The sequence below is a fragment of the Streptomyces sp. NPDC047515 genome (assembly GCF_040643055.1).
In the GTDB taxonomy this organism is placed as follows: Bacteria; Actinomycetota; Actinomycetes; order Streptomycetales; family Streptomycetaceae; genus Streptomyces.
On sequence record NZ_JBEYTM010000005.1, the window covers coordinates 42,894 to 69,868 of the forward strand.

Genomic DNA, 26,975 nt, shown 5'->3' on the forward strand with positions numbered 1-26,975 from the left:
GCCGGGCTCGTGCGTCGCTGTCCATCCGCACGCGTACGGCCCGGCCACGCCCCGGCGGGCCGGCCGTCAGCTTCTCGCCGGTGCGCCCCGGTGGCCGCGGGTGAAGCGGATCGCCACCGTGTCGCCGCCGATGACCACGAAGCGTCCGCCCTCGCACCGGATGACGGCCTCGTGCACCTCGCCCCGCTCGTCCCTGCGTTCCTCGGTACGGGTGACGATCCAGCCGCCTTCGGGTGGTCGCGGCAGGTTCGACACATCTGCGAACTCCCACTGTCCCGACGGTACGCACCAGTCGGGCAGTTGCGGCCAGGCGCCGGGGCCGACGTGCAGGGTCCAGTCGGAGGCGCAGGTCAGGAGCACCGACTGGCCGTCGGCCAGCAGGAATTCCACGGCTTCCGGCTCCCCCATCCGCCCTTCCGGCCGGTAGTAGACGCCGAGTACCGCGACGATCCGCTCGCCGCTGAGCCAGTCGGCCCTGCCCTGCCGCGGGACACGCAGTGCTTCGTCCTCGTCGCCCACCCTCATGGCCGGTTCCCTCCCCATCCGCTCACCGTCCAGGGTCGCATCCTCGGGGCGGGAGCAGGCGGCCCGGCCTACTCCGGTTTACGGGCCTCGATCAGGAACCGGGTGGTGTGGGCGACGAACGGCCCCTCGGTCTCGATCCGGTGGTGCAGCTCGGCCAGCCTCGGCCGGTACTCCTCGACGGTGAAGCCCGGCACCATCCAGATCACTTTGCGCAGGAAGTAGACGACGGCGCCGATGTCGAAGAATTCGGTACGCAGTCGCTCCCCGCGCAGCTCGACGACCTCCAGCCCGGCCGCCTCCGCGGCGGCACGTGCCCGCTCCGGGTCGCGGGCGCCGCGCACCTCGGGCGGCTGCGGGCCGAGGAAGTACTCGACGAGTTCGAAGACGCTGGCCGGGCCGACCTGCTGCGAGAAGTACGTGCCGCCGGGGGTGAGCACCCGGGCGGTCTCCGCCCACCAGGTGGTCGCCGGATGCCTGCTGACCACCAGGTCGAAGGCGTTGTCGCCGAACGGCAGGGGCGGCTCGTCCGCGTCGGCGACCACGGCCACGCCGAGCGGGTGCAGGAGGGCGGTGGCGCGGGCGACGTTCGGCGGCCACGACTCGGTGGCGACGGTGAGCCGCGGCAGCCTCGGTACGGAGGCGAGGACCTCGCCTCCCCCGGTCTGGATGTCGAGCGCGGCCCCGGCCCGTCCCATCCGGTCCGCCATGGCGCGGGCGTAGCCCCAGGACGGGCGCTGTTCGGTGGCCCGGCCGTCGAGCCAGGAGAAGTCCCAGCCGTCGACGGAGACGGCGGCGGCCTCGGCGACGAGTGCGTCGAACCTCGCTCGTTCTGCTTCCGCGGCGGCGTGCGCCGCGTCCGGCGCTCCTGGCGCCTCTTCGGGTGTTCCGGACATACGTGAATGGTGTCAGCCGGGAACCGGTCCGCGCGACCTCAATACGGCGACGTCAAGGCCGTCGACCGGTCCGCCCGGCGGCGGTCACGCGGCGAGCCCGCCGAGCAGCATGCCCAGCAGCGCACCCGTGATCATGAATGGCCCGAACGGGATGCCGGTCTTGCGTCCGGCCCGTCCCAGGACCATCAGCCCGAACCCGTACGCCGCGCCGAGCAGGAACCCGGCGAACCCTCCGGCGAAGAGCACGGGCCAGCCGTACCAGCCGAGGGCGACGCCCAGAGACAGGGCGAGCTTGACGTCCCCGAAGCCCATGCCGTGGGGATTGATGAGGAAGAGCAGGAAGTAGAAGGCGCCGAGCGCCGCTCCGCCGAGCAGGGCGGACAACCACGATCCGCCGTGCTCCGGGAGCAGCGCCGCAATGCCCAGGAGCACGACGACGGTTGCGGCGGCGGGCAACGTCAGCCGGTCGGGCAGGCGGTGCACACGACGGTCGATGGTCGCCAGGAGTACGCCCACGGGCGCCAGCAGCAGCCAGACGACGAGCTCGGGCCGCAGTCCGGTGGCCGCCGCGAGGGCGGCGCAGGCGAGCGCGGTGACGACGGGGACCAGGACGCCGGGGGCGTAACGCTCCACGGGCCGCACGGGGTCGCCCTCCCCGTCGCTCCGGTCCCCCGGTTCGGCGCCCGGAGCGGCGGCCACCGGCACCGCCGCCGCGCACTGGGCGCACCGGGTGGAGCCGAGCCAGCCGCCGACCGCACCGGTCAGGGCGTGGCCCGCGGGGCAGCTGTCCCGCCAGGCGTCCTCCGGTTCGACGGAGAACCGGTAGGCGGCGCGCGGGACCAGCAGTCCGGCCGCCGCGCCCCAGAGTGCGGCGAGCGCTATCAGCATGGCGTACACGGAGCAGACCCTAGGCGGGCGGCGGGCACGGGGCATGGGTCCAGGGGCCCACTGCGGACCGTTCCGGACCCAGCGGAGGTCACCGGACGCTACCGTCTTGGCCATGGCTCAATGGCGCAATGGGAACGGCACGTTGACGGTCACCGATCCACAGGGAGGGCAGGAGCCGGAGATACCGCTGCGGATCGCGGCCACGTACCGGGCCAGGAGCCGGGGACTGCTCGGCCAGGACGGCATCGACGGCGCCCTGCTGATCACCCCGTGCGGAAGTGTGCACACCTTCCGGATGCGGTTCGCCATCGATGTGGCGTACGTGGACCGGAAGTTCCGCGTGGTCGCCGTCCACACGATGAAGCCGGGCCGACTCGGGATGCCCCGGCTGCGGGCCCGTCATGTGATCGAGTCGGAGGCCGGGGCGATGGAGAAGTGGGGGCTGCGGCCCGGGGCACGGGTGCGGATCGTCCGGACGGAGGAGAGCCGGGGCTGAGAGGAGCTCGCGGCCGGACCACCGCCCTCGCGTCCGGCGGCCCACGCGCCGGCCCGGATGGAGCAGGTCCGCATGTGCGTCTCCGTCAGCGGGCCGCACAATCTCCTGGTCGTGGTCCGGCTGCACGGCCCGGACGCCATCGGCCCGTTCGAGACGCTGCCGGCGGAGCGCTTCCCGACGCTGGAGGTCAAGGACCGTACGGGTGGCGCCGCATTCGCCCAAGCGCATGGGCCGGCTCCTCGACACCCGGGGCCGCGCGGTCCGCCGCGTCCCGCTGGGCCTGCCCCGGCCCTGACCGGGTTCGCTTCTACGGCGGGCCGGAGCCGAGCAGTGTCCATGCCCCGTAGGCCGCCGAGGCCAGCGCGAGCACGGCGACGACCGCCACCGTGCGGGCCGTGGTGCGCAGCCGCAGCAGCGCGACGGCGGGCGGCAGGAGCAGCGGGAAGGCGGGCATCATCAGCCGCGGCCTGGACCCGAAGTACCCGGAGCCGATCAGCGCGATGACGACGACGGCGACGCAGTAGGCGAGTACGGGGAGCGGCTGGCGCTGCCGTACGCACAGGAACACCACCCATCCCAGGCCCACCAGTGCCGCGCACAGCCCGAGCGCACCGGGCAGCGGCAGCCCGAGGATGAACGAGGCGAGCGCCGCGCCTCCGTCGATGCTGTTGCCCCACTGCGCCTGGACGTCGAAGTACGCGAACGGGCTGCCCTGCCGTACGGCGACGAAGAGCACGTACGCCAGCCAGCCCAGCGGCGCAAGCGCGACACCGGCCAGCATCCGCGCGTTGCGGCGCACGATGCCGTCCGTCCGGCCGGCCCGGTACTCGTGTACGAGCGTGGCCGCGGCGGTGATCGCGAGGGCGGCGATGAGCGCCGCGGCGGAGGGCCTGGTCAGCCCGGCGAGTACGCACAGGGCGCCCGCCACGATCCAGCGCCGGGTCAGTACGGCGTACAGCGCCCAGGCGGCGAACGCGGTGAACAGCGTCTCGGTGTACGCCATCGACTGGACGAACGCCGTCGGGTACACGCCCCACAGCGCGGCCAGCACCACCCCGGTCCGGCGCCCGTACAGACGCGCCCCGACGGCGAAGATCCCCCAAGCGGCGAGGAGCGAGGCGATCCAGGCGACCAGCAGCCCGGCGCCCGCGAGGGAGAGCGGGGTCAGTTCGGCGACCGCCCGTTCCAGAGCGGGCAGCAGGGGGAAGAAGGCCAGGTCGGGGTGGACGCCGCCGTTCGGGAGGGTGACGGTGTACCCGTAGCCGTTCTCGGCGATCCGCTGGTACCAGACGGAGTCCCAGCGCCCGCCGAGGAGGTGGAGGGCGCTCTTGTCGGCGTGGGACGCGGCGGCGGCGAGGACGACGAGGCCGGTCAGGCGTACCGCCGCGTACGCCCCGAGGGCCGGCGCCGCCGCCGCGAGGGCCGTGGCGAGGCGGCCGCGGGCGGGTGGCCGCGGCGGCTGCGGCGTTCGGTGGCCGCGTTGCCGCACGAGGCGCAGTGCGGGGGCGGTGGCCTGGGCGGCCGGATCGTCGTCGGGCATGCTGTCGATTGTCGCGCAGCGGACAGCCCCTCCTTCACGGGCGGAGCAGGTCCGTCACGGGCGGAGCAGGTCGTTCACGGGGCCGGGACGTACCGGGCGTCGCGCGGCGGGCGGGGCCCCCGGCACACGCCTCTACGGCCGGAGCTTGGTGCGGGAGAGCGGCAGGGCGGGGGCGATCGACCAGAGGACCTCGGCCTCCTCCTCGCCGGGGTTGTCCCAGGCGTGTGCGGCGCGGGCCGAGAACGTCGTCGAGTCACCGGCCTCCAGGAACCTGGGCTCGCCGTCCACGCTCAGCCGCAGCGTGCCGCGGACCAGGTAGGCGAAGACGGTCTCGGCCTCCAGGCTGTACGCGCCGCCCGAGCCGCCGCCGGGCCGCAGGATCGTCCGCATGACCTGGACGTGCCGTTCCTCGGCCGGTGTGAGGAGGAACTCCTCGATGCCGTGCCCGCCCATCTCCAGCTTGGCGCCCAGGCCGCCCTTGACGACGTCCTGGTCCGGATAGTCGAAGAGCGCGGCGATGCCGGTGCCCAGCGCCTCGCAGATGCGGATCAGGGTCGGGACGGAGACCGAGGTCTTGCCGCGTTCGGCGAGGCTGACGAACCCCTTGGTCACGCCTGCGGATTCGGCGATCTGAGCGAGCGTCAGCCCTTGTGCCCGACGGAGCTCACGCAGCCGCGGACCGATCGTGGACATGTGGCTGTCAGAGGCTTCGGACATGGCGGACACGCTACCTGTCGAGGGAGTCACGGTCAGTGGCCGGGGACAAACGCAGGTCAGAAGGGTCTTTACCCATCGAGTTTAGTGCTGTAAAACTTTGACGAAAGTTTAATGACGCTAAACAAGGCGTCCTGGTGGACCGCTGTGCCGCCCTCCCCCTCCCCCGCCCGTACCGCACCATCCGAGGAGTAAGCCGATGAGCTCCCCGTCTTCCCAAGAGAGCACCGCGCGCACCGTGCGCGGCGTCGTCTTCCGCTCCCCGGGGCAGGAGGTGACCGTCACCGACGTCACCCTGGCCCCGCCCGGCCCCGGAGAGGTCGAGGTCGCCGTCGCGGCGGCCGGCGTCTGCCACTCCGACCTCCATGTCATCCGCGGCGAGTGGGACCACCCCACCCCGGTCGTGCTGGGACACGAGGGCTCGGGCGTGGTCACCGCTGTCGGCGAGGGCGTCACCGGTCTCGAACCGGGCGATCACGTCGTGCTGTCCTGGGTCCCGTCCTGCGGCGCCTGCCGCTTCTGCCTCTCCGGGCGTCCGGCCGCGTGCAGCCTGGTCGCCGAGGTCGTGGCCCCGGGCGGGGTGCTGTACGACGGCACCAGCCGGCTCTCCGTCGACGGCGAGCCGGCCCACCACTACCTGGGCGTCTCCTCGTTCGCCGAGCGCGTCGTGGTCCCCGCGTCCGGCGCGATCAAGGTGCGCGAGGACGCGCCCCTCGATGTGATCGCCCTGGTCGGCTGCGCCATCGCCACCGGTGTCGGCGCGGTCCGCAACACCGCGGGGGTCGAGGCCGGGGCGACCGTCGCCGTCATCGGCTGCGGCGGGGTGGGCCTGTCCTGTGTGCAGGGCGCCCGGCTGGCGAAGGCCGGCCGCATCGTCGCTGTCGACGTCGTCCCCGAGAAGCTGGAGCTGGCCCGCCGGCTCGGCGCGACGGACGCGGTCGACGCGCGTGACGGCGATGTCGTCGAGGCGCTGCGGGCCCTGGTCCCGGAGGGCCTGGACTACGTGTTCGACGCCATCGGCAAGATCGAGACCACCGAGCAGGCCATCGCCGCGCTCGGCCAGGGCGGCGCCGCCGTCATCGTCGGTCTGCCGCCGACCGGCCGCACCGCGCGCTTCGACCCGCTCGCGCTCGCCGAGGCCGACCAGCGCATCCTCGGTTCCAACTACGGCTCGGTCGACGCCGCCCGCGACATCCCGGCCCTGGTGGACCTCGTGGTGTCGGGTGAGCTCGACGTGGAATCGATGATCTCGGCACGGCGCCCGCTGGACGAGGCGGGCGACGCCCTGGCCGACCTCGCCTCCGGCCACGCCCTGCGTCAGCTGCTGATGATGGAGGACCGGACATGAGCACCGCCGGAAAGCAGGCCGCGCCCGGAAAGCCGGCCGACGGGCTGGCCCACCGCTCCGTCTCCACGTTCGAGGTCGGCGCGCAGAGCGTCGCGAATGTCGCGCCCAGCGCCGTCATCGCGTTCGCCCCCGCCAGCATGGCGGCGTCCGCCGGCAACGGCGCCTGGTTCTCGTTCTTCCTGGCCATGGCCGCCGTCCTCGCCATCGCGTACTGCATCTGCGTGTTCGCCCGCCGGCGCGCCGGGGTCGGTTCGCTGTACGCCTTCTCCCGGCTCTCGCTCGGGGCCCCCGGCTCCTTCGTGACCGGGTGGGCCCTGCTCATCGGCGCAATATGCATCGGTTCGGGTTCGCTCGCGGGCGCCGGGTACTACACGGCGCGCGCCCTCGACCAGATCGGCATCGGGATCTTCACCGGCATCCCCGGCCAGATCCTGCTCGATCTGCTGCTGGCCGCCGTCGCGATCCGACTGACGATCGCCAGTGTGCGGACGGCGGCGCGCGTCGCCTCCGTGCTGGAGGTCGTGTCGATCGTCCTCATCGTCGTCGTGCTGGTCCCCGCCTTCTTCAAGAGCGGGAACATCATCGACACCGAGCAGCTGAGCCTCAGCGGCTCCACCCTCGACGGTGTCGTCTTCGCCGTGGTGCTGGGCGTGCTCGGCTTCGTCGGCTTCGAGGGCGCCGCCTCGCTCGGGGCCGAGGCCACCGACCCGTACAGGGCGATTCCCCGCTCGGTGATGGGCAGTGCGGTGCTGGCCGGTGTGCTGTACATGTTCGCCACGTACGCACAGGTCGCCGGGTTCGGCGGGGCGGACGCCCTGGCGAAGAGCTCCGACCCGATGGACGAGCTGGCGGAGCTGTCGGGCCTCGGCTTCCTGAAGTTCTTCCTGCACGCGGGCTTCGCGGCCTCGTTCGTGGCCGTGGTGATGGCCTGCATCACCGTCGCCGCCCGGCTGCTGTTCGGGATGGCGAAGGAGGGTGTGATGCCAGCCCGGCTCGGTGTCGCCCACCCTCGTCACCGGACCCCGTCCGTGGCGATCTGGGCCGTCGCCCCGTTCGTCGCCGTTCCCGCCGTGCTCGTGGTCGGCGCCGGGACCGCGCCGCTGAACGCGACGTCGTACATCGACACCATCGGCGTCTTCGGCTACATGCTCAGCTACACCCTGGTGTGCCTGGCCGCGCCGCTGTTCGCACGCCGGATAGGAGCCCGCGGCCTGCTCGTCACCTGGGGCCTGGGGCTGATCGGCGCCGCCGCGATGATCTACGTCTTCTACCGCAACCTGTGGCCGGTCCCGGCCTGGCCGCTGAACGTGCTGCCGTACGTGTTCGTCGGCGCGCTGGTCGTCGGCATCGTCGGCTTCGCCGTGCTGCGGGTCCGCAGGCCGGAGGTCGCCGAACGCGCCGGGACGTTCGCGGACGACCTGGACTGACCCTCCGGAGCGGACCCGGACCGGCCGCCCCGTGGCCGGAACCGGGCCACCGTCCCGGACCCGGACCGGCCGCCCCCCGGCCGGTGCGGACCCGCGCCTCTCCTGCCCGTCCCTCCTTCTCTCCCTTCCCCCTCTCTCTCCCGATGCCCTGCTCCCCCGCACCCCGCGGGCGGGGCGGGCATCGCTCGTTGGGCCCGACTTTGGGGCCAAGGGCCCAGGTCACCCGGCCCGTACACCCGTACGCTCACGCCCAAACCCGTATGCGGAACTGCGGGCACAGGCATGGCACATGAGCGTCGGAGAGGAAGAACCGTGACGGGTGGCGGGGGCTGGGGAAGCGGAAGCGCGGGCCACATACCACCGGGGAGCGGGGGTGGTGGTTCCGGCGCGAGCGGTGGCGTGTTCTTCGCCCTGACGCGTAGTTGGGCCGCGGGTGCCCTGGTCTACATCGCCGCCGGATACCTGGTGTCGCGCGGGCTCGTCGAGCTGCTCGCCACCGACCAGCGGCTCGCGTCGTTCGGCTGGCGGCTCGCCCTGCTGCATGTGCCGAACGTCATCACGACCGTGCTCACGGTCCTGGCCGCGGCCCGCGTCCTGCCCGAAGAGCGGCGCGAGTCGCGCCTGCTGACCCTGCTCGCCGCACTCGGTGTCCCGCTGGCCGCGCTCATCTACGGATTCGCCGTGTCCTGGCATCTCGTGGGCCTTGAGGGCACGTTGATGCCGGTCGTCACGCTCGTGACGGGTTCGGCCGCGGGACTCGCCGTCGACCGGCTGCTGGACGACCGCGAGGAGCAGGCGCCCACGCCCCACTCGTACGCGTGGCGGGACGGCGGAGCCACCGCGATGGAGTACCTCGGGGTGATCGTCCTCGTCGTCACGCTGATCGGCGCGATGGCCATGGCGGGCGTGGGCGGCCAGATCGGCGAACGCATCCGCTGCGCGATCAGCTCGATGGGCGGCGGCGGTGCCGGCTGCTCCACGGGCGGCGGGACCACCACCGCGAAGCCGAAGACGGACGCCGACTACGAGCCCAAGATGTGCCAGGTCTCCAGCATCTCCGACACCGTCGGCGGCAAGGTCAAGATCGGCTGGTTCGAGTGGGGCAACGAGTACGGCTTCCAGCAGAAGGTCAGCCAGGCCAAGACCGATGTGAACGGCGACGGCAAGGTCGACGAGAACGACAAGCTGGTCTACATGACCTTCACGGACGCCGCCTCGGCCGGCGCGACCGCCAGCACCCCCGGCGTCAAGCTCGGCAAACTGGGCAAGGCGGATGTGGACGTCGGCGGCGGCATCAAGATCACCAACGGTGACACCTGGGTCTTCAAGAGCGAGGAAGAAGCCAAGAAGATGCGGGACGACATCGAGGAAATGAAGATGTGGGAGACCTCCACCAAGTACAGCGGTGGTTACGGCGGCGGCTGGTACTCCGGCATGAAGTGGGCCGACAAGAAGAAGGACGTCGAGAGCAAGATCGGCGACAAGAAGATCTCCTACTCGACCATCGGCCTCAACGCGTACGCGGACGGCGGCCTCTCCATCAGCGCGGGCGACGAGACCAAGCTCGGCGCCAAGCTCGGCGGCAAGGCCAAGTTCTCCCCCGAGGTGACCATCACCAAGGACGACGTGAACGGCAACGAGTCGTACACGTACACCGCCAAGCTCGAACTGGAGGGCAAGGTCAGCGGTTCGGCCGGTCCGCTCGGCGGCACGGCCGCGGCGAAGGACAGCCGGACCGGCGCGATCACCGTCACCCGCGACCAGAAGACCGGCAAGATCGTCCGCATCGACATGACCCAGACCGTCGAGGGCGGCGCCCAGTCCGACAAGGGCGACATCAGCGGCGACAACGGCAAGAAGGACGGCGACAAGCGCGGCGGCAAGGTCAGCGGCACCGACTCCTCCAGCGAGACCGGCATCGAGGTCCTGACCAACTCGATCGTCTTCGGCAAGGACACGGACCAGGCCACCGAGGACAAGCGGGCCGTCGCCGAGCAGTGGCTGAACGGCTCCGGCAACAACACCGCCCCGTTCGAGTACATGTTCGGCGACCACTCCATGCAGCAGAAGCCCACCGGGACCGACCCGTTCGACCAGCTGATGTTCCAGGACGGCCTGTCGAGCAGCATGAAGTACCACGGTGAGACGGACGCCCAGGAGTTCGGCTTCGAGGTGTCGCTCGGCATGAGTCTCGGATTCTCCATCTCGGACGAGCACAAGAAGGAGACACTGACGGACGCGCAGTTCCTCGGGGCTCCGCAGGGCGACAAGCGCTCGTACCTTCCGTACAGCTACTGCGCCAAGTAGCCAGGGCGGTACGGGTACGGCACGGTACGGGTACGGCACAGCACCAACCACGCACGACGAAGAGGCGATAGGCGATGACGACGACGATGAAGATGTCCCAGGCAATCGGCGCAGCTGCTGCCGCCGCCATCGGCCTCACCCTGCTCACCGGCTGCGGCGGCGACGCCGCCGCGCTCCCGGAGGGCTGGGGAAAGCTCGACACCAAGAGCCTCTCCGTCGGCTACCCCGAGAACAAGGGCTACAAGGAACAGCCCGCGACCGACCGCGCCAAGGCCAACGCCGCCGTCGCGCTCAAGGACGAGGGCGGGCTGCGCACCGGCATGGTCTCCGTGCAGCTCGACTTCGCCACGGGCGTGGACGACGCCGGTGAGGCGGCGGCGGCAGCGGGTGCCGGTATCGGTCTCGGGGCGACCCGCAAGGACACCTCGGACGTGCGGCTCGCGGGCGCGGAGAGCGCCCGCGAGGCGCGCAGGATCGACTACGAGTTCACATCGAGCGGCAAGGACCGGACCCCGGCTCCGGGCACCCCGATGACGGGTGTCGTGGTGGCGGGCGTCGATTCGAAGCATGTGCCGTTCGCGGTCCGGATCAACGCGGTGAAGGGCTCGCTGAGCCGACAGGACCTCGACGCGTTCGTCGATTCGATCACGGTCAAGTAGCGGATCAGGGGCGCTCGTTCATGCAGATCCTGCCCGGCGGCACGGCCACGTTCCTGCTTCTGTTCGGACTCCTCCTCGGCGCGTTCGCCATCCGGTCGGCGCTGCGTCTGAACCGGGTGCTGCGGCTGGTCCGGCACGGCGAACACGCCGAGGGCCGGTGCGCGGACCGCCGGACCGTCGACCGGGGTCCGGGCATGGAGCGGAGCTACGCCACGGAGTACGTCTTCGCGTTCCGCACCCGGGACGGCCGCGACATCGAGTTCACCGACCATGCCCCGGGCCCCTTCGGCTTCGAGATCGGGGCGCCGGTCCGCGTCAGCTACGACCCGGCAGACCCCTCGGGGAGCGCCACGGTGGCGGGGCGGGGGGCGTGGGGGCCGGTGGTGATGCCCGCGGTGTTCGCGGTCGTGCTCGGGGTGTTCGCGGTGGGACTGCTGCTGGGATGTGCGGCGATGCGCGGGTGGCTCTGAGACCCGCCGCTCACGGGCGCGCGGGTGTCAGAACGTGGCCCGGTCGAACGGCACCGGGAGCTTCTCCAGCGCCCCGGCCTCCCGCAGCCGCGTGTTCGCCTCGATGACCGTCTCGATGGCCGGGGACTCCGTACCGCCACGGGTGAGGTCGATGACCAGTCCACCGTGTGCGGTGCGGACGTACGTTCCGGGCAGCCCCTCGGGTGCGAGGGCGGCACGGCCGGCGGAGAGGAAGACCGCCCGGCCGCAGCGGGGGTCACTGTTCGCCAGGTCGAACCGCTCGGCCACCGCCCGGTACTGGGGCCTGTCGTACACCTGCCCGGCGTCGATCTCCCAGTTCTCCGCCAGGAGACGCAGGATCTCCGGAGCGCGCCGGATCACCTCCGCGGTTTCGTCCACCTCGCGCGACCGGAAGGCGAGCGAGACGGAGTTCACCGCGTAGTGCGAGGTACTGCCCGCGTGAAGGGCCATGGACACCCGCGCCGCAGCGGGGTTCTGCGCCCACAGCGACGTCGTGCAGCCCACCACGTCGAGGTCGGGGCCCGTGTTCTTCCGCTCGATGTACTCCGTCAGTGCGGGGACCGAGGGCTCCAGCACGGGATCGGACGGGAGGTCGTCACCGGCCTCGTGCCATACGTCGAACGTCGGGCCGTCGATGTCCTTGAGCGCGGTGAGCGTGCCGGACCAGCGCTCGGCGATGCCCGGCACCGATTCCCCGCGGAGGCCCCAGAAACCGTTGACTACGACGTTCAGCACGACACGTTCTCCTCGGGCTCCGGTCTGCGGTTCCACACCCCGTCCGGCGGTCAGCCGGTCACGTCCCCCGGGGTGTGGATCACCTTAACCGGGATGCCCCGGTCCTCGAACATCTCTCGCGCCGCCTCGACGACGTCCGGGTCGGACAGGTGCCACTCGACCGGCTTGCCGCGTGCCGCGTCGACCTGCCGGCGCGCCTGGTCCGCCCACCGGTCGGCGACCTTCGATGTGAGCGTCCCGGTGTCGGCGTTGTAGTAGTCCTTGCCCTTGTACCCGTACTTCGCCTCCAGATAGGTGCCCCGCGAGGCGTCCCAGCCGTCGAAGTCGACCGGCTTGCCGGTGAGTTTGTCCAGCGGAACCCGGTACTCCTTGCCGCGGCCCACCTTGGAGATCTGCTCCTGATAGCGGGCGCCCATCTCGGTCGGGTAGTTCCACACGCCCGGCTTGATCTCCTGCCAGTTGCCCGCGCCGCCGTCCTTGGCCCCGGCCGGCGGGTCCTTGAGGTCCTTGTACCAGGCCGGCTTCGGCTGGTTCTGGGCGGCTTCCAGGGCCTTCCGGCGCTTGGCCGCGTCGGCCGCCTTCTTCGCCTCGTCGGCCTGCTTCTGGGCCTCGTCGGCGGCCGCCTTCTTCTCCGGGTCCACCTCGTCGCACTTTCCGGCGAGGAACCCGACGGGCACGGACGTGCGGGTCGCGGCCAGGACACCGGTGCCCGAGCCGGACAGCCCCATGCCCGCACCGCTGCCGTACGGGACCCGCACACGGCCGCCCATGCCGACGGTGCAGCCCTTGAGGCCGGCCTTCTCGGCGGCGTCGTCGGCGTGCTGCTGCGCTTCCTTCGCGGCCTTCTCGGCGGCCCCGACATCGCCCGCCTTGGCGGCCTTCTTCGCCTTGGCCGCGGCCTCCGATGCCTTCTCCGCGACTTCGCCGAGTTTCCCGAGCTTGCCCAGCTTTCCGAACTTGCCGACGAGCTTGGCCTCGCCGTAGCCCGGGATGAAGAGCGAGCCGATGTTCCAGAGGCCGGTGCCGATCGCCTGGCCCTCGTTGCCCTTCTTCCACATGTCACGGACGTCGTCGCCGATGAACATGTCGTCCAGGACCTTCAACCCGGTGCCACCGGACGCCTTGGTCCAGTCCCAGACCGCACCGAGGTAGTCGCCCTTGGACCACTTGTCCCCGGCGCCCTTGGAGTCCTGGCTCCACTTGTCGCCGAGGCTCTTGCCGTAGTCCATCAGGCCGTTCCACGCCTTGATGGGGTGGGCGATCGTGTCGAAGGTGCCGGTGATGTCGCCCCACAGGCCGTCGCCGACCAGGCCCTTGAAGAAGCCGCCGGTCTGATGGGCGGCGCAGGAGAAGAACGCGCCGACGCCGGAGGTGCAGCTCTCACCGGGCTTCTCGTCGCCGCCGTTGCCGCCGTCGTCCGGGACGTCGCCGCCGTCCGGCTCACCGGAGCTGTCCACGTCGTCGCCGCCCTCGTCGGCCTTGATGGCGGTGTCGCTCCCGCCGGAGGCGCCGGCCGCGCCCGAGCCGCCGGAACCGGACCCCGCGGTGCCGGAGCCGCCGGAGTCCGACCCTCCGGAGTCCGACCCTCCGGAGTCCGTGCCGCCACCGACGACCGACCCGCCCGAGTCCGTACCGCCGGAAGCCGCCGTGCCACCCGAGTCCGTACCGCCGGAAGCCGAGCCGGACCCGCCGGAATCCGCGCCTCCGGCCGTCGTGCTCCCGGACGTCGCGCCCCCGTCGTGCCCCTCGTTCCCGGCCACCACATCGCCCCCGGGCGCGGGGCACGCGCTCCCGGTGAGCTTGCAGATCGCGTTCTGCATCTCACCGGTCAGCTGGGCGCCGATGCCCGTGGCGACGAGCCCGCCGATGAGGGCCACGACCACCAGGACCATGCCCAGGTATTCCATCGCGGTCTGACCGTCGTCGTCGCGGCGCCACCTGATCATCCGCGCGATGCTGAACCGCCGGTGCGGCAACCGCTGTTCGAGGGGAAGGTCGAACCATTCGCGCGAGCTCGGCCGGAACAGCAGGACGACCACGGTGACGGGCATCACCAGCTGTGTGACGCCCCGCCCGCCGCCGTCACCGCCGAGGGTCGCCAGCGCGCCGAGGACGAGCCAGACATGTACGGCCAGGAGTCCGCGCCAGATCCAGATGCCGCCGGTCCGCAGGTACAGCGAGAGCACGAACGCGGTCACGCTCGGGAGCGCCGCGTACAGCAGCAGCCCGAACAGCCGGCCGTCGACCTCGTTGACCGCCGACGCCACCGTCAGCACACCCGCGCCGCCCAAAACCGCTGCGGCGAAGAGGATCCGGACGAGGATCAGCACCGCCTGCAACGGGCGCGGCAGCGGCTGCCTGCCCTGCTGGACCACGGCGGCACCCCCACCGGCGCCACCCGAAATCGCAAATCCGCCCATGCCAGACACGACGAGTCCCCCAGCTTGTCGGTGTGCAGCCACAGTTCAGCCACTCCACGCATCCGACCACATCGACACCCATCGGGCATGGGCCTCAGGGCCCAATGCAAGGCTCAAAGTTGGCCATACCGACGGGAGTTGCGGTTGCGGGCAAGTGGAGACGACTCCGGCTACCGGCTGGGGACCTCGCTCCCGAACAGCATCCACGGCGACTGGTCGTACGAGGCCACTCCCGCCAACTGGGGCTGCATCGCCGCGATTTCATGCCGCACGGCGAGGGTGTCCGGCCAACTGTCGAAGTACGTGGTCCCGTTGATGACGACGCCGCTCCAGTCGGTCGCCGCCGAAGCGCCCTCCCGGTCGACCACGAAGCCGATGCAGAGCACGGAGGCCCTTCCTATCGCCTCTCTGATCGCCCGCGCGGCCACCTCCTGCTCGTCCCGTGTCAGACGCCCGAAGCCGAATTCGAGCGCGACGACTCCGTCCCCCATCCGTCGGATGCGCGCGGGAACGTCGGTTCCGCTGTTCATCCACAGGACGAAGTCGACCCTGTCGAGCCGTTGCAGGCCGGCCAGGAGTACAAGCTGTTCCCTGGTCACCCACGAAGGAGTGCCCCATGGGTCCGGCCCCGGGCCGAGGAGTGTGACCCGCCTCGTGACGGGGTGGCGGAGCCGCAGTCCCGCCGCGTCGAGGTCGCCGAAGAGCGACTCGGCATCCGGGCGGCTCCAGCCGAGGTGGTAGGAGTAGAAGAAACCGTCACTCATCGATACATCACCCCAGGGAACGGATTCAGACGGAGGTGCAGATCAACGTGCGTATGGGCGCGCCGGACGGGCGCCCGTGACGGGCGCGGGCCGGGTGGGCTCACAGTTGGGTCGCATACGAGCGTAATGAGCCCGGCTTGCCCCGGCGTGGGCCCACGGACCCAGGGGCGGGCCCCAATGAGTGGGGCCTGCCGGTCACGGGCACCGGACACCACTGCCTCCGCCGTCCGGGACCATCGCCGCCTCCGCCGGGGCGACCTCGGTGACCCCGTCGATGCCCTTGAGCGCGGCGGCGATCGTGGGGGCGGCGCCGGCCTTGCTGATGACCTCGGCGGGCCGGCTCTGTCCGGCCGGGTAGTGGGCGGCAAGGAGGTCCTGGCCGGCGATCGAGCCCGGCCTGCCGACCACGAGGTGTTCGTCGTCGAGTCCGGTCTTCAGGCCGAGCGAGCCGAGCGCGAGGACGGTGAGGACGAGCGCGGAGCCGATCCACACGAGGCGGGGGCGCCGGGAGATCCGGCCGCCGATCCGGTCCCACAGGTGATGGCCGGCGTTCTTCACGGCCGTCCCGGCGCGCGGCACGCGGGGCCAGAACACCCAGCGCCCGAGCAGCACCAGCACGGCCGGGAAGAGTGTGGTCATCGCGGCGAGTCCGCAGACGATGGCGATGGCGCCGGCCGGGCCGAGCGTGTGGTTGAAGCCGACGTCCGCCCGGGTGAGGCAGAGCAGACCGATGCTGACGGTCGCGGCGGACGCGGCGATGGCCGGTACGGCCCGGCACAGCGCGGTCCGCGCCGCCAGGTGGCGGTCGTCGTGGACCCGCAACTCCTCCCGGTAGCGGGCCAGCAGCAGCATCGCGTAGTCGGTGCCCACACCGAACAGCAGGGCCGTCACCACGATCTCGTTCCCGCCGCCGGCCGTCAGGCCGAAGCCCTTGGCGAGGAGGTACGAGACGGCCTGGGTGGTGAGGAAGGCGACGCCCACGACGAGGAGGGGCAGCAGCCACAGGATCGCGCTGCGGTACGTGATCAGCAGGAGCCCGGCGACGACGAGGACCGTGATGACGGTCAGCGCGCGGCCGGTCGACTCACGGGCGTCGGTGGCGTCCAGCGAGTTGCCCGCCGGGCCGGTGAGCCTCGCATCGAGGCCGTCGGGCCGGTCGGCCGTGGCCCGGTCCCGCACCTTCTTGGCGTTGTCCGAGAGCGCGGCGCTGTCCTCCTTGTCGAGGGGTACCAGCGCGGTGAGCGCCTTGCCGTCGGCGGAGGGCCTCGCCGGTCCGACCGGTCCGGCCGCCAGCGCGGCGAACACCTCGATGTCGGCGGCGACCTTCGCCCTGTCCTCGGCGGTGAGCCCCTCGGCGCGGGCGTAGACAACGACGCCGAGCGAGATCCTGCCGTCGGCGAACCGGTCGGCGAGGCCTGCCACTTCGGTGGACTCGGCCCCGCGGGGCAGCTCGACGGTGGGTTCGTCCTGCTCGATGCCGGACAGCTGTCCGGCGAGCGGCACCGACACGGCGACGATGATCAGCCATGCGATCAGCGTCAGCCACTTTCCCTTCCTTCCGGCCGGTGAGGTCACGAGCCGGTCGGCCCAGCTGCGCGGTCTTGACATGGGGGCTCCTGGTCCAGGATCGGATGTGGGGGCTGCGAGTCGGGGCGCCGTGTGCTCGGCGGGCGCCGCCTCCGCACCGTCGCAGGCAGGACGGAACCGTGCCTCTCCCCCGAATGAGGTCATGCCTCATCGGACGCGGCACGCCCGTGATGGCTGTACGGCGCCTGTACGGCTGCGAAGTTCAGGAATTCAGATACGCGAGGACGGCGAGAACGCGGCGGTTGTCGTCGTCGGAGGGTGCCAGGCCGAGTTTCGCGAAGACGTTCGACGTGTGCTTGGTGACGGCCTTCTCGCTGACGCCGAGCCGTCCCGCGACGGCGGCGTTGGAGCGGCCCTCCGCCACCAGCGACAGCACCTCGCGCTCGCGTGCGGTGAGCCGGGCCAGCGGTTCGTCGCTCGCGTTGCCCGCCAGGAGTTTCGCCACCACGTCCGGGTCCATCGCACTGCCTCCGGCGGCCACCCGGCGCACACAGTCGATGAACTGCCGGCTGTCGAAGACCCGGTCCTTGAGCAGGTAGCCGACCCCGCCGGAGCCGTCCGCCAGAAGTTCGCGGGCGTAGAGCTGCTCCACGTACTGCGAGAGCACCAGCACCGGAAGTCCGGGGATCCTGGTCCGTGCCTCGATGGCGGCGCGCAGCCCCTCGTCGGTGAAGGTCGGGGGGAGGCGTACGTCCACGAGCGCCACGTCGGGCCGGTGCTCGATGAGCGCGTCCAGGAGTGCGGGGCCGTTGTCGACGGCGGCGGCGATCTCGAATCCGTGGGCCGCCAGGAGGCGGACCAGACCTTCCCTCAGGAGGAAGAGATCTTCGGCGAGAACAATGCGCACGGGATCTCCATGGTCGCCATCGTCGGTCCGCCCCGGGGGCTGTTCACGGCAAGTATGCCGTCGAATGCGGCGATGCGGCTCACGATTCCGCGCAGCCCGGTCCCCGCCGACGCGTTCGCACCGCCGATCCCGTCGTCGCTCAAGCTGATGCGCAACGCGTCGTCGTCGTGCCGGATGTCGATCCAGACGCGTCCGGCACGGGCGTGCTTCGCCGTGTTCGTCAGTAGTTCACCGACAGCGAAGTACGCGGCGGACTCGACCGGTGCGTCCAGCCGCCCCGGCAGATCGACGACGACGTCGACCGGGAGGGGGCTGTCCAGGGCCAGCGCGCGTACGGCGTCGCCCAGTCCCCGGTCGGAGAGGACCGGTGGGTGAATCCCCCTGACGAGGTCGCGGAGTTCGCCGAGCGCCTTCGAGGACGAGTCCCGGCTCTCCGCCAACAGGGCCCGCGCGGCTTCGGGGTCGGTGTCCAGGAGTTGCTCGACGGCGTCGAGGTTCATGCCCATGGCGACCAGCCGGGCCTGCGCCCCGTCGTGCAGATCGCGTTCGATGCGACGCAGCTCCGCCGCCTGGCTGTCCACGACCGCCCCGCGCGTCCAAGTCAAATGCCCGACGCGGGCCGCGAGTTCATCCCCGGGGCGCGGACCGAGCAGCTTGCGGGTGAACCGGGCGTGGGCGGTGAGGAGCCGGGGTCCGGCCCAGAGGCCGAGGCCGATGAACCCGATGCCCGCCAGGGGCATCAGCCAGGTGCCTGTGCCCCGCTCGCCGCTCACCCGGATCAGACCGGCGTAGCGGTCGTCGTAACCGGCCGACACGAGGTCGTCCCAGACGAACGGGAGGACCAGGCCCTCCAGCCCGTAGACCAGCAGCGCCGCGGGCAGCAGCGCGAGCACGGTGCCGACGACGGGGTCGCCGATCGTCCACAGCATGTCCCGCCAGGTTGCCGGGTCGGAGAGCAGGTGCCGGCACCGGTGCCACCGGCCGGCGAATCCCGGCTCGCGGGCAGGCAGCGGAAGGTACGGCTCGGAGATCCTGACCCCGGACCAGGTGTGCGCGAGGCGCCGCGACCGGTTCGCCAGCTTCCGTACACCCGCCACGACGAGTGGCAGGAGCAGCACACCCACGCCGAGCCCGAGGTACACGAGGGAGATCACCATCAGGACGAAGAGTGCGAGCTGTGGCACCTTCTGCGCCACCAGGGCGAGTCCCCGCAGTGGCGGCTGCCAGGGTCTGGGCGGTGCTGGTGCGGTCATGACTGCTGCCTCCTGCGAGTGGCCTCTTGGTCCGGCACAGGGCAGTCTGTCGTGCGACGGCCCCGGGAGCATTGGGCCTGCCCCCCGTTTCCAGGGGGACTCAGGTCCCCCTGCCCGACCGCGTCGAGGTCACCGGCCGGTGTCCGTCGCCCTTGGAATATCCGATGGACGACGGCCGGTGAATCGCCCATGGTGTACGGCGATGACACGCACCGATTCGCCTCCCGCATGGGACGAGCGCACCCAGTTGGCCACCTTCCTCGACTACGTACGCGACACCGCACGCGCGAAGTGCGAGGGCGTCTCGCCGGACGATGCCCGCCGGGCTCCTCTGTCCGGCTCCCCGCTGATGACGATCGCCGGGCTGATCAACCACCTCAGCTGGGTCGAGTACTTCTGGTTCGAGGTGGTCTTCCTCGGCGGCGAGGACGAAGGCCCCTGGACGGACGAGGACCCCGACCGCGAGATGCGCATCGCGGTGGACATGCCGCTCGCCGATGTGCTGTCGCAGTACGAGGCACGGACCACCCGCTACCGCGAACTGGTCGCCTCCCACGACCTGGACACGCCGGCCAAACGCCCGCACAGGGACGGCCGTTACCCGGATCTGCGCTGGATCGTCCTGCATCTGATCGAGGAGTCCGCCCGGCACAACGGCCACCTCGACATGATCCGGGAGATCGTCGACGGCACCACCGGGACCTAGGTCACGTCCGCCTTGAGCAGCGCCGGTCCGGGCCGCTGCCGCTGACCGCCCTGCCTCGGCGGCGGGTCGCGATCGAACCCACGTCGCGCGGCGTTCGGCTAACCGATCCCGGCGATCGCGGGTGCGAGGTGCTCGGCGACCTGGTGGGTGAAGCTGACCGGGTGCCGGTCCGGCAGCACCTGGATCTCGCTGATGCCCAGGCTCGCGTACGCCTCCGCGTCGGCGAGGAACACATCCGGCCGGTCCAGCACCGGGCCGTTGTACATCACGGTCTTCGTAATGGCGTCGTAGTCCCGGTCCTCCGCGGCGCAGTGGGCGCGCAGCACATCGAGTTTGTGGGCCACTTCCTCCTGGCCGGTGGCGAACAGATTGCAGGCGTCCGCGTACCGGGCGACCAGGAGCAGCGTCTTCCGCTCGCCCCCGCCGCCGATCATGATCGACGGGCGCTCGCCGATCGGCTCGGGCACGCACAGCGTTTCGGCGAGCTGGTAATGACGGCCGTGGAAGGGGCCGTTGTCGTCGCTCCACATCTGCAGGCAGATCAGGATCGTCTCCTCCAGCCGCTCGAAGCGCTCGGCGACCGGAACCACCGGCACTCCGAGCCCGTACTGCTCCCGCTCGTACCAGGAGGCGCCGATGCCCAGCCTGGCCCTGCCGCCCGACAGCACATCGAGGCTGGTGACGATCTTCGCCAGCAGTCCGGGATGCCGGTACATCACCCCCGTGACCATCAGGCCGAGCGTCATGCGCTCGCTCACCGCCGCGACGTAGCCGAGCGTGGTGTACCCCTCCAGCATGGGCTCGTCGGCGACGGTCTGCCCGGTCTCCATCTGGAAGTAGTGGTCCATCACGGTGAACGACGAGATTCCCCCCTGGTCGGCGACGCGTACCGACTCCGCGAGTGTCGGCGCGATGAGGGCGGGGTCGGCCGGTGTCGAGTAGTTCCAGTAGTGCAAGCCGAGCTTCACGTCCGACCTCCGCGGGTCATGGGGGGAGCAGACCGGGAGGGTGTCACCGCCCCGGCCGGAGCGGTCAGCCGGATTCGTGCTCCGGGCCTGTCGGCGTGCAACCTCCTGACCACCCGTCCCACAGCAACCGTCCGTAGCTGGTAGTCACGCTACGCGTCCATGCGGCGGTCGGCATTTCGGTACGCCCACCTGCCGGAACGCATGCCGGCCGATGCCGATGCGTCAGGCGGGCGTCGGCCCCCGGTGGCGTTCCAGTGGCGCCGCGGTGGCGGAATTGCTGACACTGAACGCGACGCTGCCGGCGCGGTAGCGGTCGTCGGTCCACTCGATGGCTTGTCCCGACTGGTCGCAGGTGACATGGCGCTGGCGCAGCAGCGGGCTACCGCGACGTACGCGCAACAGACCGGCGTCCTCGGTGCCTGCGGCCACGGCATCGATGAGGTGCTCGCCGTGCTGGGCGACGATGCCCGCGTTCCGGGCGATGCTGTCCGTGATCGACACACAGTCCTCGGGCAGCGCCTCGACCGCCGGTGTGGCCCAGTCCGCATAGGCGGTCCGCTCCACCATGGCCGGCTCTCCTTCCAGGGAGCGCAGGCGCAGGACGTGGAGGATCTCGGTGCCCTCGGGCAGGGCAAGGCGATGGGCCTCCTCGGGGGTGGCCTCCCGCCTCGTCCGCACCAGGATCCGACTGGTGACCTTCAGCCCCATGCTCCGGGCCCACTGAGCGAAGCTGTTCAGCTCGGCAAAGCTGTGGCGTCGTTCCTGACGCAGCACGATGCGGCGGGCTCCCTGGCGGGAACCGATCAGCCCTTCCGACATCAGGAGTGCGACGGCCTGGCGGACCGTACCGCGAGATGCCGACCAGCGGGCCACCAGCTCGCTCTCCGAAGGGAGTTGGGCTCCTACGGCGTAGTCGCCTTCGAGTATCGCCCGCCGCACGGCGTCTGCGATCTCCAGATAGCGTGCCGTTCCCACGTGCCAACCTCTCCGTCCGCTCTTGTGCGCAGCAGGTCATACAGAGTGCCGGTCGGACGCTCACTCCAGCCGGGCCCCCGCGCAAACGCGTTCCCCTCCCGGAGGCCCCAATTTTACTGCGTTCACCTGGACTTCATGAGCGTCAGGTCTTCGTGCGGCGCTCCCCGACCGGCCACGCCCCGTTCATCTTCACGTCGGTCCGCACGGGCGAACTAGAAGTCACTTGTTCAAACAAGTTGCCCATCTCGTTTCAGGAGACTCCCGTGCCCAGACCTTCCGGTCGTCGTGCCGCCGTCCTGCTCGGCGCCGCCGTGCTCACCACCCTCACCGCCGCCTGCGGGGCGGCACCCGACGCCCCAGCCGATGCCGCCGGGCACAAGGGGGGCGCGAAGACCGCCGAGTCCGCCGCCGCTTTCGGAGGGATGAAGGCCCTCGTCGCGGCAGCCGAGGAGGAGGGCCGGCTCAACGCGATCGCGCTGCCCTCGGACTGGGCGAACTACGGCGAGCTCATCAAGGCATTCGAGGCCAAGTACAAGGTCAAGATCAAGGTCGAGAACCCGGACGCCGCCAGCGCCGACGAGATCGCCGCGGTGAAGTCCCGCAAGGGCCAGGACCGCGCCCCCGACGTCCTCGACCTCGGCATCGCCTTCGCCCGCAGCGGCGCCGAGGAGGGCCTGTTCGCCCCGTACAAGGTGGAGCCGTGGGACAAGATCCCGGACAGCCAGAAGGACGCGGACGGCCGCTGGTACAACGACTACGGCGGCTACGTATCCATCGGCTGCGACGCCAAGCGCATCAAGGTCTGCCCGCAGACCTTCGCCGACCTGCTCAAGCCCGAGTACAAGGGCAAGGTGGCCCTGAACGGCAACCCGACCAAGTCGGGCTCGGCCTTCGGCGGCGTCTACGCCGCGTCGCTCGCCAACAAGGGCTCCTTCGCCGACATCCAGCCGGGCATCGACTTCTTCGGGAAGCTGAAGAAGAGCGGGAACTTCATCCCCGTCGAGTCCACCCCGGCCACCGTGGAGAAGGGTGAGACGCCCATCTCCATCGACTGGGACTACCTGAACGCCGGATACGCCGACCAGTTCAAGAGCAAGGGTGTCGACTGGAAGGTGGCCGTCCCCAGTGACGGCGTCTACGCCCAGTACTACTCCCAGGCCATCAACAAGCAGGCCCCGCACCCGGCGGCCGCCCGCCTGTGGATGGAGTTCCTCTACAGCACCGAGGGCCAGAATCTGTGGCTCAAGGGCTACGCCCGCCCGGTTCTGCTGCCCACGATGACCGAGGACGGCACCGCCGACAAGGGCTTCGTCGCCAAGCTCCCCGAGGTCTCCGGCACCCCGGCCTTCCCTGCCTCCGCCGAACTCGACAAGGCGAAGGCCACCCTCGCCGAGAAGTGGGACAAGGCCCTCTCCTGATGTCCGCCTCCCCCACCCCCCGCCCAGGGACGCGAACCGCCGGCGGCACCCGCCGCCGGCGGCGCGGCCCGCGCACCTGGCTCGCCGCCCTCCCGCTCCTCGTCTTCACCGGCCTGTGCTTCGGAGTTCCGCTGGCCGCCCTCCTGTTCGGCGCGGTCACCCGCACGGACCCCGGCTCGGGTGCCACCTCCCTCACCGGCGAACACCTGGCGCGATCCCTGCAGGGCCCGTACCTCGGTTCGCTGATCGGCAGCGTCGAGCTCTCCGCCCTCACCGCGCTCATCGGCGGGGTGCTGGGGGTCCTGATCGCGCAGGCGGTCGTCACCTCCCGCTCGCAGGCGCTGCGCGACGCGGCGCTGACCGCGTCCGGAGTGCTCGCCAACTTCGGCGGTGTCCCCCTGGCGTTCGCGTTCATCGCGACGCTCGGCATCTCCGGTGTGGTCACCCAGCTCGCCGACCTCGGCGGCCTGGGCTGGGATCTCTACTCCTTCACCGGCCTGACCGTCGTCTACCTCTACTTCCTGATCCCGCTCATGGTCCTGGTCATCGTCCCGGCGCTGGACGGGCTGCGCCCCCAGTGGCGGGAGGCGGCCCAGAACGCGGGGGCCACCCCGTGGCAGTTCTGGCGCCACGTCGGCCTGCCCGTGCTCGCGCCGTCGCTGCTCGGCGGCTTCGTTCTCCTCTTCGGTACCGCCTTCGCCGCGCATGCCACGGCCGCCGCGCTGGTCGGCGGCTCGGTGCCCCTGGTCACCCTGAAGATCGCAGATGCGCTCTCCGGAAATGTCCTGGTCGGCCAGGAGAACGTGGCACTCGCCCTCGGCCTCGACATGATCCTGATCGCCGGCCTGGTCATGGCCCTCTACCTGCCCCTCCAACGACGGAGCGCCCGATGGCTGCGATGACCCGGACCGTCCCGGACAGTGCCGCGTTCGAGGCGCACGGCCCGGTGCCCCGCACCCGGCCCCGGGCCGCCCGCCGGCGGCCACGGATCTGGCGCGGGCTCGTCCTCGCCCTGGCAGGCGCGTACTTCCTCGTTCCCGTCCTCGCCTCGTTCGTCTTCACCGTGCATGTACCGGGCCGGGGCGTCTCCTTCGACGCGTACACGGAACTGCTCGCCGCCGACGGCTTCACCGGGAGCCTGCTGCTCTCGCTGTCGCTGGCCGCCGCCACCATCGTGCTGTCACTGCTGCTGACCGTGCCCGCCCTGCTCGCCGTACGGCTCGGCTCGCCCCGACTGCGCCCGGTGATCGAGGTGGTGTGCATGCTGCCGCTGGTCGTACCGCCGATCGCCCTCGTCACCGGCATCAGCACGGTGCTGCGCTGGGGACCGGAGCACCTGTCCCGAACCCCGCTCTACCAGACCTTCATCGCCGTGCAGAACGAGTCCTTCCCCGTCGTCCTGGTACTGGCCTACACCGTCCTGGCCCTTCCCTTCGTCCACCGCTCGCTGGACGCGGGACTGCGGGCCGTCGACGTGCCGACGCTGGTGGAGGCCGCGCGCAGCTGCGGCGCGTCGTGGACGTACACCGTCGTCCGTGTCCTGCTGCCGAACCTGCGGACATCGATCGCCTCGGCGGCGTTCCTCACCCTGGCCCTGGTCCTGGGCGAGTTCACCATCGCCTCGCTGCTCGGCTTCGAGCCCTTCGCGGTGTGGATCGTCTCGATCTCCGGAGCCCAGGCCCGGATGTCGGTGGCCGTCTCGATCCTCAGCCTCGTCATCACCTGGGCGCTGCTGCTCGTCCTCTCCCGCACGGGAACGACGGCATCCGATTCGGCGCCCTCGCGTAAGGAGTCCTGACCCATGTCCTCAGCAACCGCGGAGCGGTCCCAGCCGCCCGCCACCACCGGAGCACGGGTCGAATTCCGTTCCCTGCGAAGGACTTTCGGCTCGACCGTCGCGCTCGACGGACTCGACCTGACCGTCGAGCCCGGTGAGCTGATCGCCCTCCTCGGCCCCTCGGGCTGCGGAAAGACCACCGCGCTACGGATGGTCGCCGGTTTCGAGCGGCCCGACTCCGGCGAAGTCCTCCTCGACGGTCAGGACATCACCGGCGTGCCGGCCAACCGCCGCGACGCGGGCATGGTCTTCCAGTCGTACAGCCTCTTCCCCAACCTCACCGTCCGCGACAACGTCGCCTTCGGCATGCGGGTACGCAAGGTCCCGGCCGCCCGGCGGCAGGCGCGCGCGGCCGAACTCCTCGAACTCGTCGGACTGCCCCAGCATGGCGCCCGCTACCCGCACCAGCTCTCCGGCGGCCAGCAGCAACGCGTCGCCCTCGCCCGGGCGCTGGCCCTGCAGCCGCGTGTGCTGCTGCTGGACGAACCGCTCTCCGCCCTCGACGCGAAGGTGCGGCTGAGCCTGCGCGAGGAGATCAGGCGGCTCCAGCTCTCCCTGGGCATCACCACCGTCTTCGTCACCCACGACCAGGAAGAGGCCCTGTCCATGGCCGACCGGGTCGCCGTGCTCGACGCCGGCCGACTGGAACAGTGCGCTCCACCGGCCGAACTGTACGAACGGCCCGCCACCGCGTTCGTCGCCGAGTTCGTCGGCACGATGAACCGGCTGCCGGGCCGTCTGACGGGCGGGGACATGGTCGAGGTCGCCGGGCGCAGGCTTCCGGTCGACGGGGAGGTCCCCGCCGGGCGTGAGGTGGACGTGCTGGTGCGGCCGGAGAACGTGACGGTCACGGCGGACGCCGAGGGCACGGTCACGGTCGTCTCCACCTCGTTCCTCGGCGCCGTCACCCGGGTCCACCTCGGTCTCCCCGGAGGGGGCACCGTCAAGGCCGATCTGCCCTCGCGGGACGCGGGCGAACTGGTTCCCGGCGCCCGCGCGGTCATCGACCTCAGCCCGCGGCCCGTCCTCGTCGCCCCGCGGAGGCCGGCGTGAGCGCCCTGGCCGCCGTACTGTTCGACATGGACGGCACCCTGGTGGACACCGAGGAACTGTGGTGGCAGGTGACCCGGGACGTGGCGGCCGGACTCGGCCACGACCTCACCGACGCCGACGCTCCCGAGGTCGTCGGCCGGGCCGTCGAGGACACCGCGGCACACCTGGCACGGATCACGGGCAGGGACGACACAGAACGGGTCGCGACGGCGCTCGGTGACGCGTTCTTCCGCCGGGTCGACGCGGGTGCACCCCTGCGCCCCGGCGTCCAGCGGCTGCTGTCGGAACTGGAGCACGAGGGCGTTCCGTTCGCCCTGGTGAGTGCTTCCCCGCGAACGGTGGTCGACTCGGTGACCCGGGGGGCGCTGGCACACGTGCCGTTCGCGTTCACCCTCTCGGCCGACGACACCGTACGCACCAAACCCCATCCCGCCCCTTACCGGGCGGCGGCGGAGCGCTTCGGGGCGGCCCCGGCGGCCTGTGTCGCCGTCGAGGACTCACCGGACGGCGCCGCGTCGGCCGAGGCGGCGGGCTGCCCACTCCTCGTGGTGCCGTCTCTGCTCCCCGTGCCTCCCTCGCCGCGACGGACCTTCGCGGACAGCCTCGACGGGATCGGCGCGGCAGACCTGCGCCGCTGTGTGGAGGCGGGCCGGCAGAAGGGCTGAGGACGCGGCGGTGACACCTGTCACACCGACCGCAACCGCTGGTACCTCACCGCGTCCTGGCAACGCCCCGCCGTCCGGACCATCCCGCTGGAGAAGGCCCGCGCCCGGGGCGTGGTCGGCGTCGACACCGGCGCCGACCACTTCGCCGCCTGCCACCTCGACCCACATGGCAACCCCATCGGCGAGCCCCGGCGGTTCCCCTACGACCTGTCCGGCACCGCCGCTCCCTGGGATCCTCCGCCTACAGGAAGCGTACGGAACGGCGGTGTTTCGGCATCGCTGGTCACTTCGGCGAGGATTCGCTCCTCGTCTTCCGCCTCCATGACGCGCAGACTTTCTCCGCCCCGGCCCATGCGGGCCACCACGCTGCTCCCGTCGCCGAGCAGTTCCGGAAGGCCGTAGGCGGAGCCGTCGGCCTCCCCCGTCAGCGCCCACCCGGTCACCGCGTCGTCGTCCGGG

The 26,975-nt window shown here is 71.3% G+C and carries 26 protein-coding genes and 1 pseudogene; 13 read left to right on the top strand and 14 right to left on the bottom strand.

Annotated elements, in window-relative coordinates:
• Positions 1-66 precede the first annotated feature (66 nt).
• From ABZ826_RS05555 to ABZ826_RS05565, 3 genes are all read right to left on the bottom strand, one after another.
• Positions 67-525: a hypothetical protein gene (locus ABZ826_RS05555; RefSeq protein ID WP_361442606.1), complete on the bottom strand. Its 459-nt coding sequence runs from the start codon at positions 523-525 to the stop codon at positions 67-69.
• Positions 526-593: 68 nt separating this feature from the next.
• Positions 594-1,418, bottom strand: coding sequence for a class I SAM-dependent methyltransferase (locus tag ABZ826_RS05560; RefSeq protein WP_361442609.1), 825 nt, complete (start codon positions 1,416-1,418; stop codon positions 594-596).
• 84 nt (positions 1,419-1,502) lie between these two features.
• Complete coding sequence (locus ABZ826_RS05565) at positions 1,503-2,315, bottom strand: A24 family peptidase (protein ID WP_361442612.1); 813 nt, start codon at positions 2,313-2,315, stop codon at positions 1,503-1,505.
• 103 nt (positions 2,316-2,418) lie between these two features.
• Between ABZ826_RS05565 and ABZ826_RS05570 the strand changes: the two genes are divergently transcribed.
• The gene (locus tag ABZ826_RS05570) at positions 2,419-2,802 is read left to right on the top strand and encodes a DUF192 domain-containing protein (protein WP_361442615.1); all 384 of its coding nucleotides are present in this window, start codon (positions 2,419-2,421) and stop codon (positions 2,800-2,802) included.
• A 307-nt stretch (positions 2,803-3,109) separates the two neighbouring features.
• On the opposite strand, the gene ABZ826_RS05575 is transcribed toward ABZ826_RS05570, so the two are convergent.
• Together ABZ826_RS05575 and ABZ826_RS05580 are read right to left on the bottom strand one after the other, a co-directional pair.
• Positions 3,110-4,342: a glycosyltransferase family 39 protein gene (locus ABZ826_RS05575; RefSeq protein WP_361442618.1), complete on the bottom strand. Its 1,233-nt coding sequence runs from the start codon at positions 4,340-4,342 to the stop codon at positions 3,110-3,112.
• Positions 4,343-4,474: 132 nt separating this feature from the next.
• On the bottom strand, positions 4,475-5,059 hold the full coding sequence (locus ABZ826_RS05580) for an XRE family transcriptional regulator (RefSeq protein WP_351085461.1): 585 nt from the start codon (positions 5,057-5,059) through the stop codon (positions 4,475-4,477).
• Between the two features lie 196 nt (positions 5,060-5,255).
• On the opposite strand from ABZ826_RS05580, the gene ABZ826_RS05585 reads away from it, so the two are divergent.
• The 5 genes from ABZ826_RS05585 (at position 5,256) to ABZ826_RS05605 (ending at position 11,267) form a co-directional block, all read left to right on the top strand.
• Entirely contained in the window at positions 5,256-6,404 is a 1,149-nt protein-coding gene (locus tag ABZ826_RS05585) for a Zn-dependent alcohol dehydrogenase (RefSeq protein WP_361442622.1), read from the top strand.
• Positions 6,401-7,831, top strand: coding sequence for an APC family permease (locus ABZ826_RS05590; RefSeq protein ID WP_361442625.1), 1,431 nt, complete (start codon positions 6,401-6,403; stop codon positions 7,829-7,831). The genes ABZ826_RS05585 and ABZ826_RS05590 overlap by 4 nt, the downstream gene beginning before the upstream one ends.
• 312 nt (positions 7,832-8,143) lie before the next feature.
• Positions 8,144-10,138 (top strand): hypothetical protein, encoded by a 1,995-nt coding sequence (locus ABZ826_RS05595; protein ID WP_361442628.1) that lies wholly within the window; start codon positions 8,144-8,146, stop codon positions 10,136-10,138.
• Between the two features lie 92 nt (positions 10,139-10,230).
• Positions 10,231-10,797 (top strand): hypothetical protein, encoded by a 567-nt coding sequence (locus ABZ826_RS05600; protein WP_361443134.1) that lies wholly within the window; start codon positions 10,231-10,233, stop codon positions 10,795-10,797.
• Positions 10,798-10,817: 20 nt separating this feature from the next.
• Entirely contained in the window at positions 10,818-11,267 is a 450-nt protein-coding gene (locus ABZ826_RS05605) for a DUF3592 domain-containing protein (protein ID WP_361442631.1), read from the top strand.
• A 27-nt stretch (positions 11,268-11,294) separates the two neighbouring features.
• On the opposite strand, the gene ABZ826_RS05610 is transcribed toward ABZ826_RS05605, so the two are convergent.
• The 6 genes from ABZ826_RS05610 to ABZ826_RS05635 all read right to left on the bottom strand — a co-directional run bounded on the left by ABZ826_RS05610 (position 11,295) and on the right by ABZ826_RS05635 (position 18,894).
• Positions 11,295-12,023 (bottom strand): hypothetical protein, encoded by a 729-nt coding sequence (locus ABZ826_RS05610; protein ID WP_361442634.1) that lies wholly within the window; start codon positions 12,021-12,023, stop codon positions 11,295-11,297.
• 50 nt (positions 12,024-12,073) lie between these two features.
• Complete coding sequence (locus tag ABZ826_RS05615) at positions 12,074-14,443, bottom strand: Tox-REase-5 domain-containing protein (RefSeq protein ID WP_361442637.1); 2,370 nt, start codon at positions 14,441-14,443, stop codon at positions 12,074-12,076.
• A gap of 170 nt (positions 14,444-14,613) precedes the next feature.
• Positions 14,614-15,207, bottom strand: a complete 594-nt coding sequence (locus ABZ826_RS05620; RefSeq protein WP_361442640.1) for a hypothetical protein — start codon at positions 15,205-15,207, stop codon at positions 14,614-14,616.
• Positions 15,208-15,402: 195 nt separating this feature from the next.
• A complete protein-coding gene (locus tag ABZ826_RS05625) occupies positions 15,403-16,815 on the bottom strand; it encodes an MMPL family transporter (protein WP_361442643.1) in 1,413 nt (470 codons plus the stop codon).
• A 181-nt stretch (positions 16,816-16,996) separates the two neighbouring features.
• Positions 16,997-17,641, bottom strand: coding sequence for a response regulator transcription factor (locus tag ABZ826_RS05630; protein ID WP_361442646.1), 645 nt, complete (start codon positions 17,639-17,641; stop codon positions 16,997-16,999).
• Positions 17,605-18,894, bottom strand: coding sequence for a sensor domain-containing protein (locus ABZ826_RS05635; RefSeq protein ID WP_361442649.1), 1,290 nt, complete (start codon positions 18,892-18,894; stop codon positions 17,605-17,607). Before ABZ826_RS05635 ends, ABZ826_RS05630 begins: the two co-directional genes overlap by 37 nt.
• A 202-nt stretch (positions 18,895-19,096) precedes the next feature.
• On the opposite strand from ABZ826_RS05635, the gene ABZ826_RS05640 reads away from it, so the two are divergent.
• A complete protein-coding gene (locus ABZ826_RS05640; RefSeq protein WP_361442652.1) occupies positions 19,097-19,600 on the top strand; it encodes a DinB family protein in 504 nt (167 codons plus the stop codon).
• A gap of 98 nt (positions 19,601-19,698) precedes the next feature.
• On the opposite strand, the gene ABZ826_RS05645 is transcribed toward ABZ826_RS05640, so the two are convergent.
• Positions 19,699-20,568, bottom strand: coding sequence for an LLM class F420-dependent oxidoreductase (locus ABZ826_RS05645; RefSeq protein WP_361442655.1), 870 nt, complete (start codon positions 20,566-20,568; stop codon positions 19,699-19,701).
• A gap of 222 nt (positions 20,569-20,790) precedes the next feature.
• Positions 20,791-21,543, bottom strand: coding sequence for a GntR family transcriptional regulator (locus ABZ826_RS05650; protein WP_361442658.1), 753 nt, complete (start codon positions 21,541-21,543; stop codon positions 20,791-20,793).
• A gap of 296 nt (positions 21,544-21,839) precedes the next feature.
• On the opposite strand from ABZ826_RS05650, the gene ABZ826_RS05655 reads away from it, so the two are divergent.
• The 6 genes and pseudogenes from ABZ826_RS05655 to ABZ826_RS05680 all read left to right on the top strand — a co-directional run.
• Positions 21,840-22,961: an extracellular solute-binding protein gene (locus tag ABZ826_RS05655; RefSeq protein ID WP_361443137.1), complete on the top strand. Its 1,122-nt coding sequence runs from the start codon at positions 21,840-21,842 to the stop codon at positions 22,959-22,961.
• Positions 22,961-23,863, top strand: coding sequence for an ABC transporter permease subunit (locus ABZ826_RS05660; RefSeq protein WP_361442661.1), 903 nt, complete (start codon positions 22,961-22,963; stop codon positions 23,861-23,863). Before ABZ826_RS05655 ends, ABZ826_RS05660 begins: the two co-directional genes overlap by 1 nt.
• Positions 23,851-24,759 (top strand): ABC transporter permease subunit, encoded by a 909-nt coding sequence (locus ABZ826_RS05665; RefSeq protein ID WP_361442664.1) that lies wholly within the window; start codon positions 23,851-23,853, stop codon positions 24,757-24,759. Before ABZ826_RS05660 ends, ABZ826_RS05665 begins: the two co-directional genes overlap by 13 nt.
• Positions 24,760-24,762: 3 nt before the next feature.
• A complete protein-coding gene (locus ABZ826_RS05670; protein ID WP_361442667.1) occupies positions 24,763-25,851 on the top strand; it encodes an ABC transporter ATP-binding protein in 1,089 nt (362 codons plus the stop codon).
• Positions 25,848-26,516: an HAD family phosphatase gene (locus ABZ826_RS05675; RefSeq protein ID WP_361442670.1), complete on the top strand. Its 669-nt coding sequence runs from the start codon at positions 25,848-25,850 to the stop codon at positions 26,514-26,516. Before ABZ826_RS05670 ends, ABZ826_RS05675 begins: the two co-directional genes overlap by 4 nt.
• 30 nt (positions 26,517-26,546) lie before the next feature.
• Positions 26,547-26,738 (top strand): annotated as a pseudogene (locus tag ABZ826_RS05680) (IS200/IS605 family accessory protein TnpB-related protein); the annotation flags it as partial.
• Here the strand turns inward: ABZ826_RS05680 and ABZ826_RS05685 are convergent.
• Entirely contained in the window at positions 26,717-26,959 is a 243-nt protein-coding gene (locus ABZ826_RS05685; protein ID WP_361442672.1) for a hypothetical protein, read from the bottom strand. The pseudogene ABZ826_RS05680 and the gene ABZ826_RS05685 overlap by 22 nt on opposite strands.
• Between the last annotated feature and the right edge of the window lie 16 nt (positions 26,960-26,975).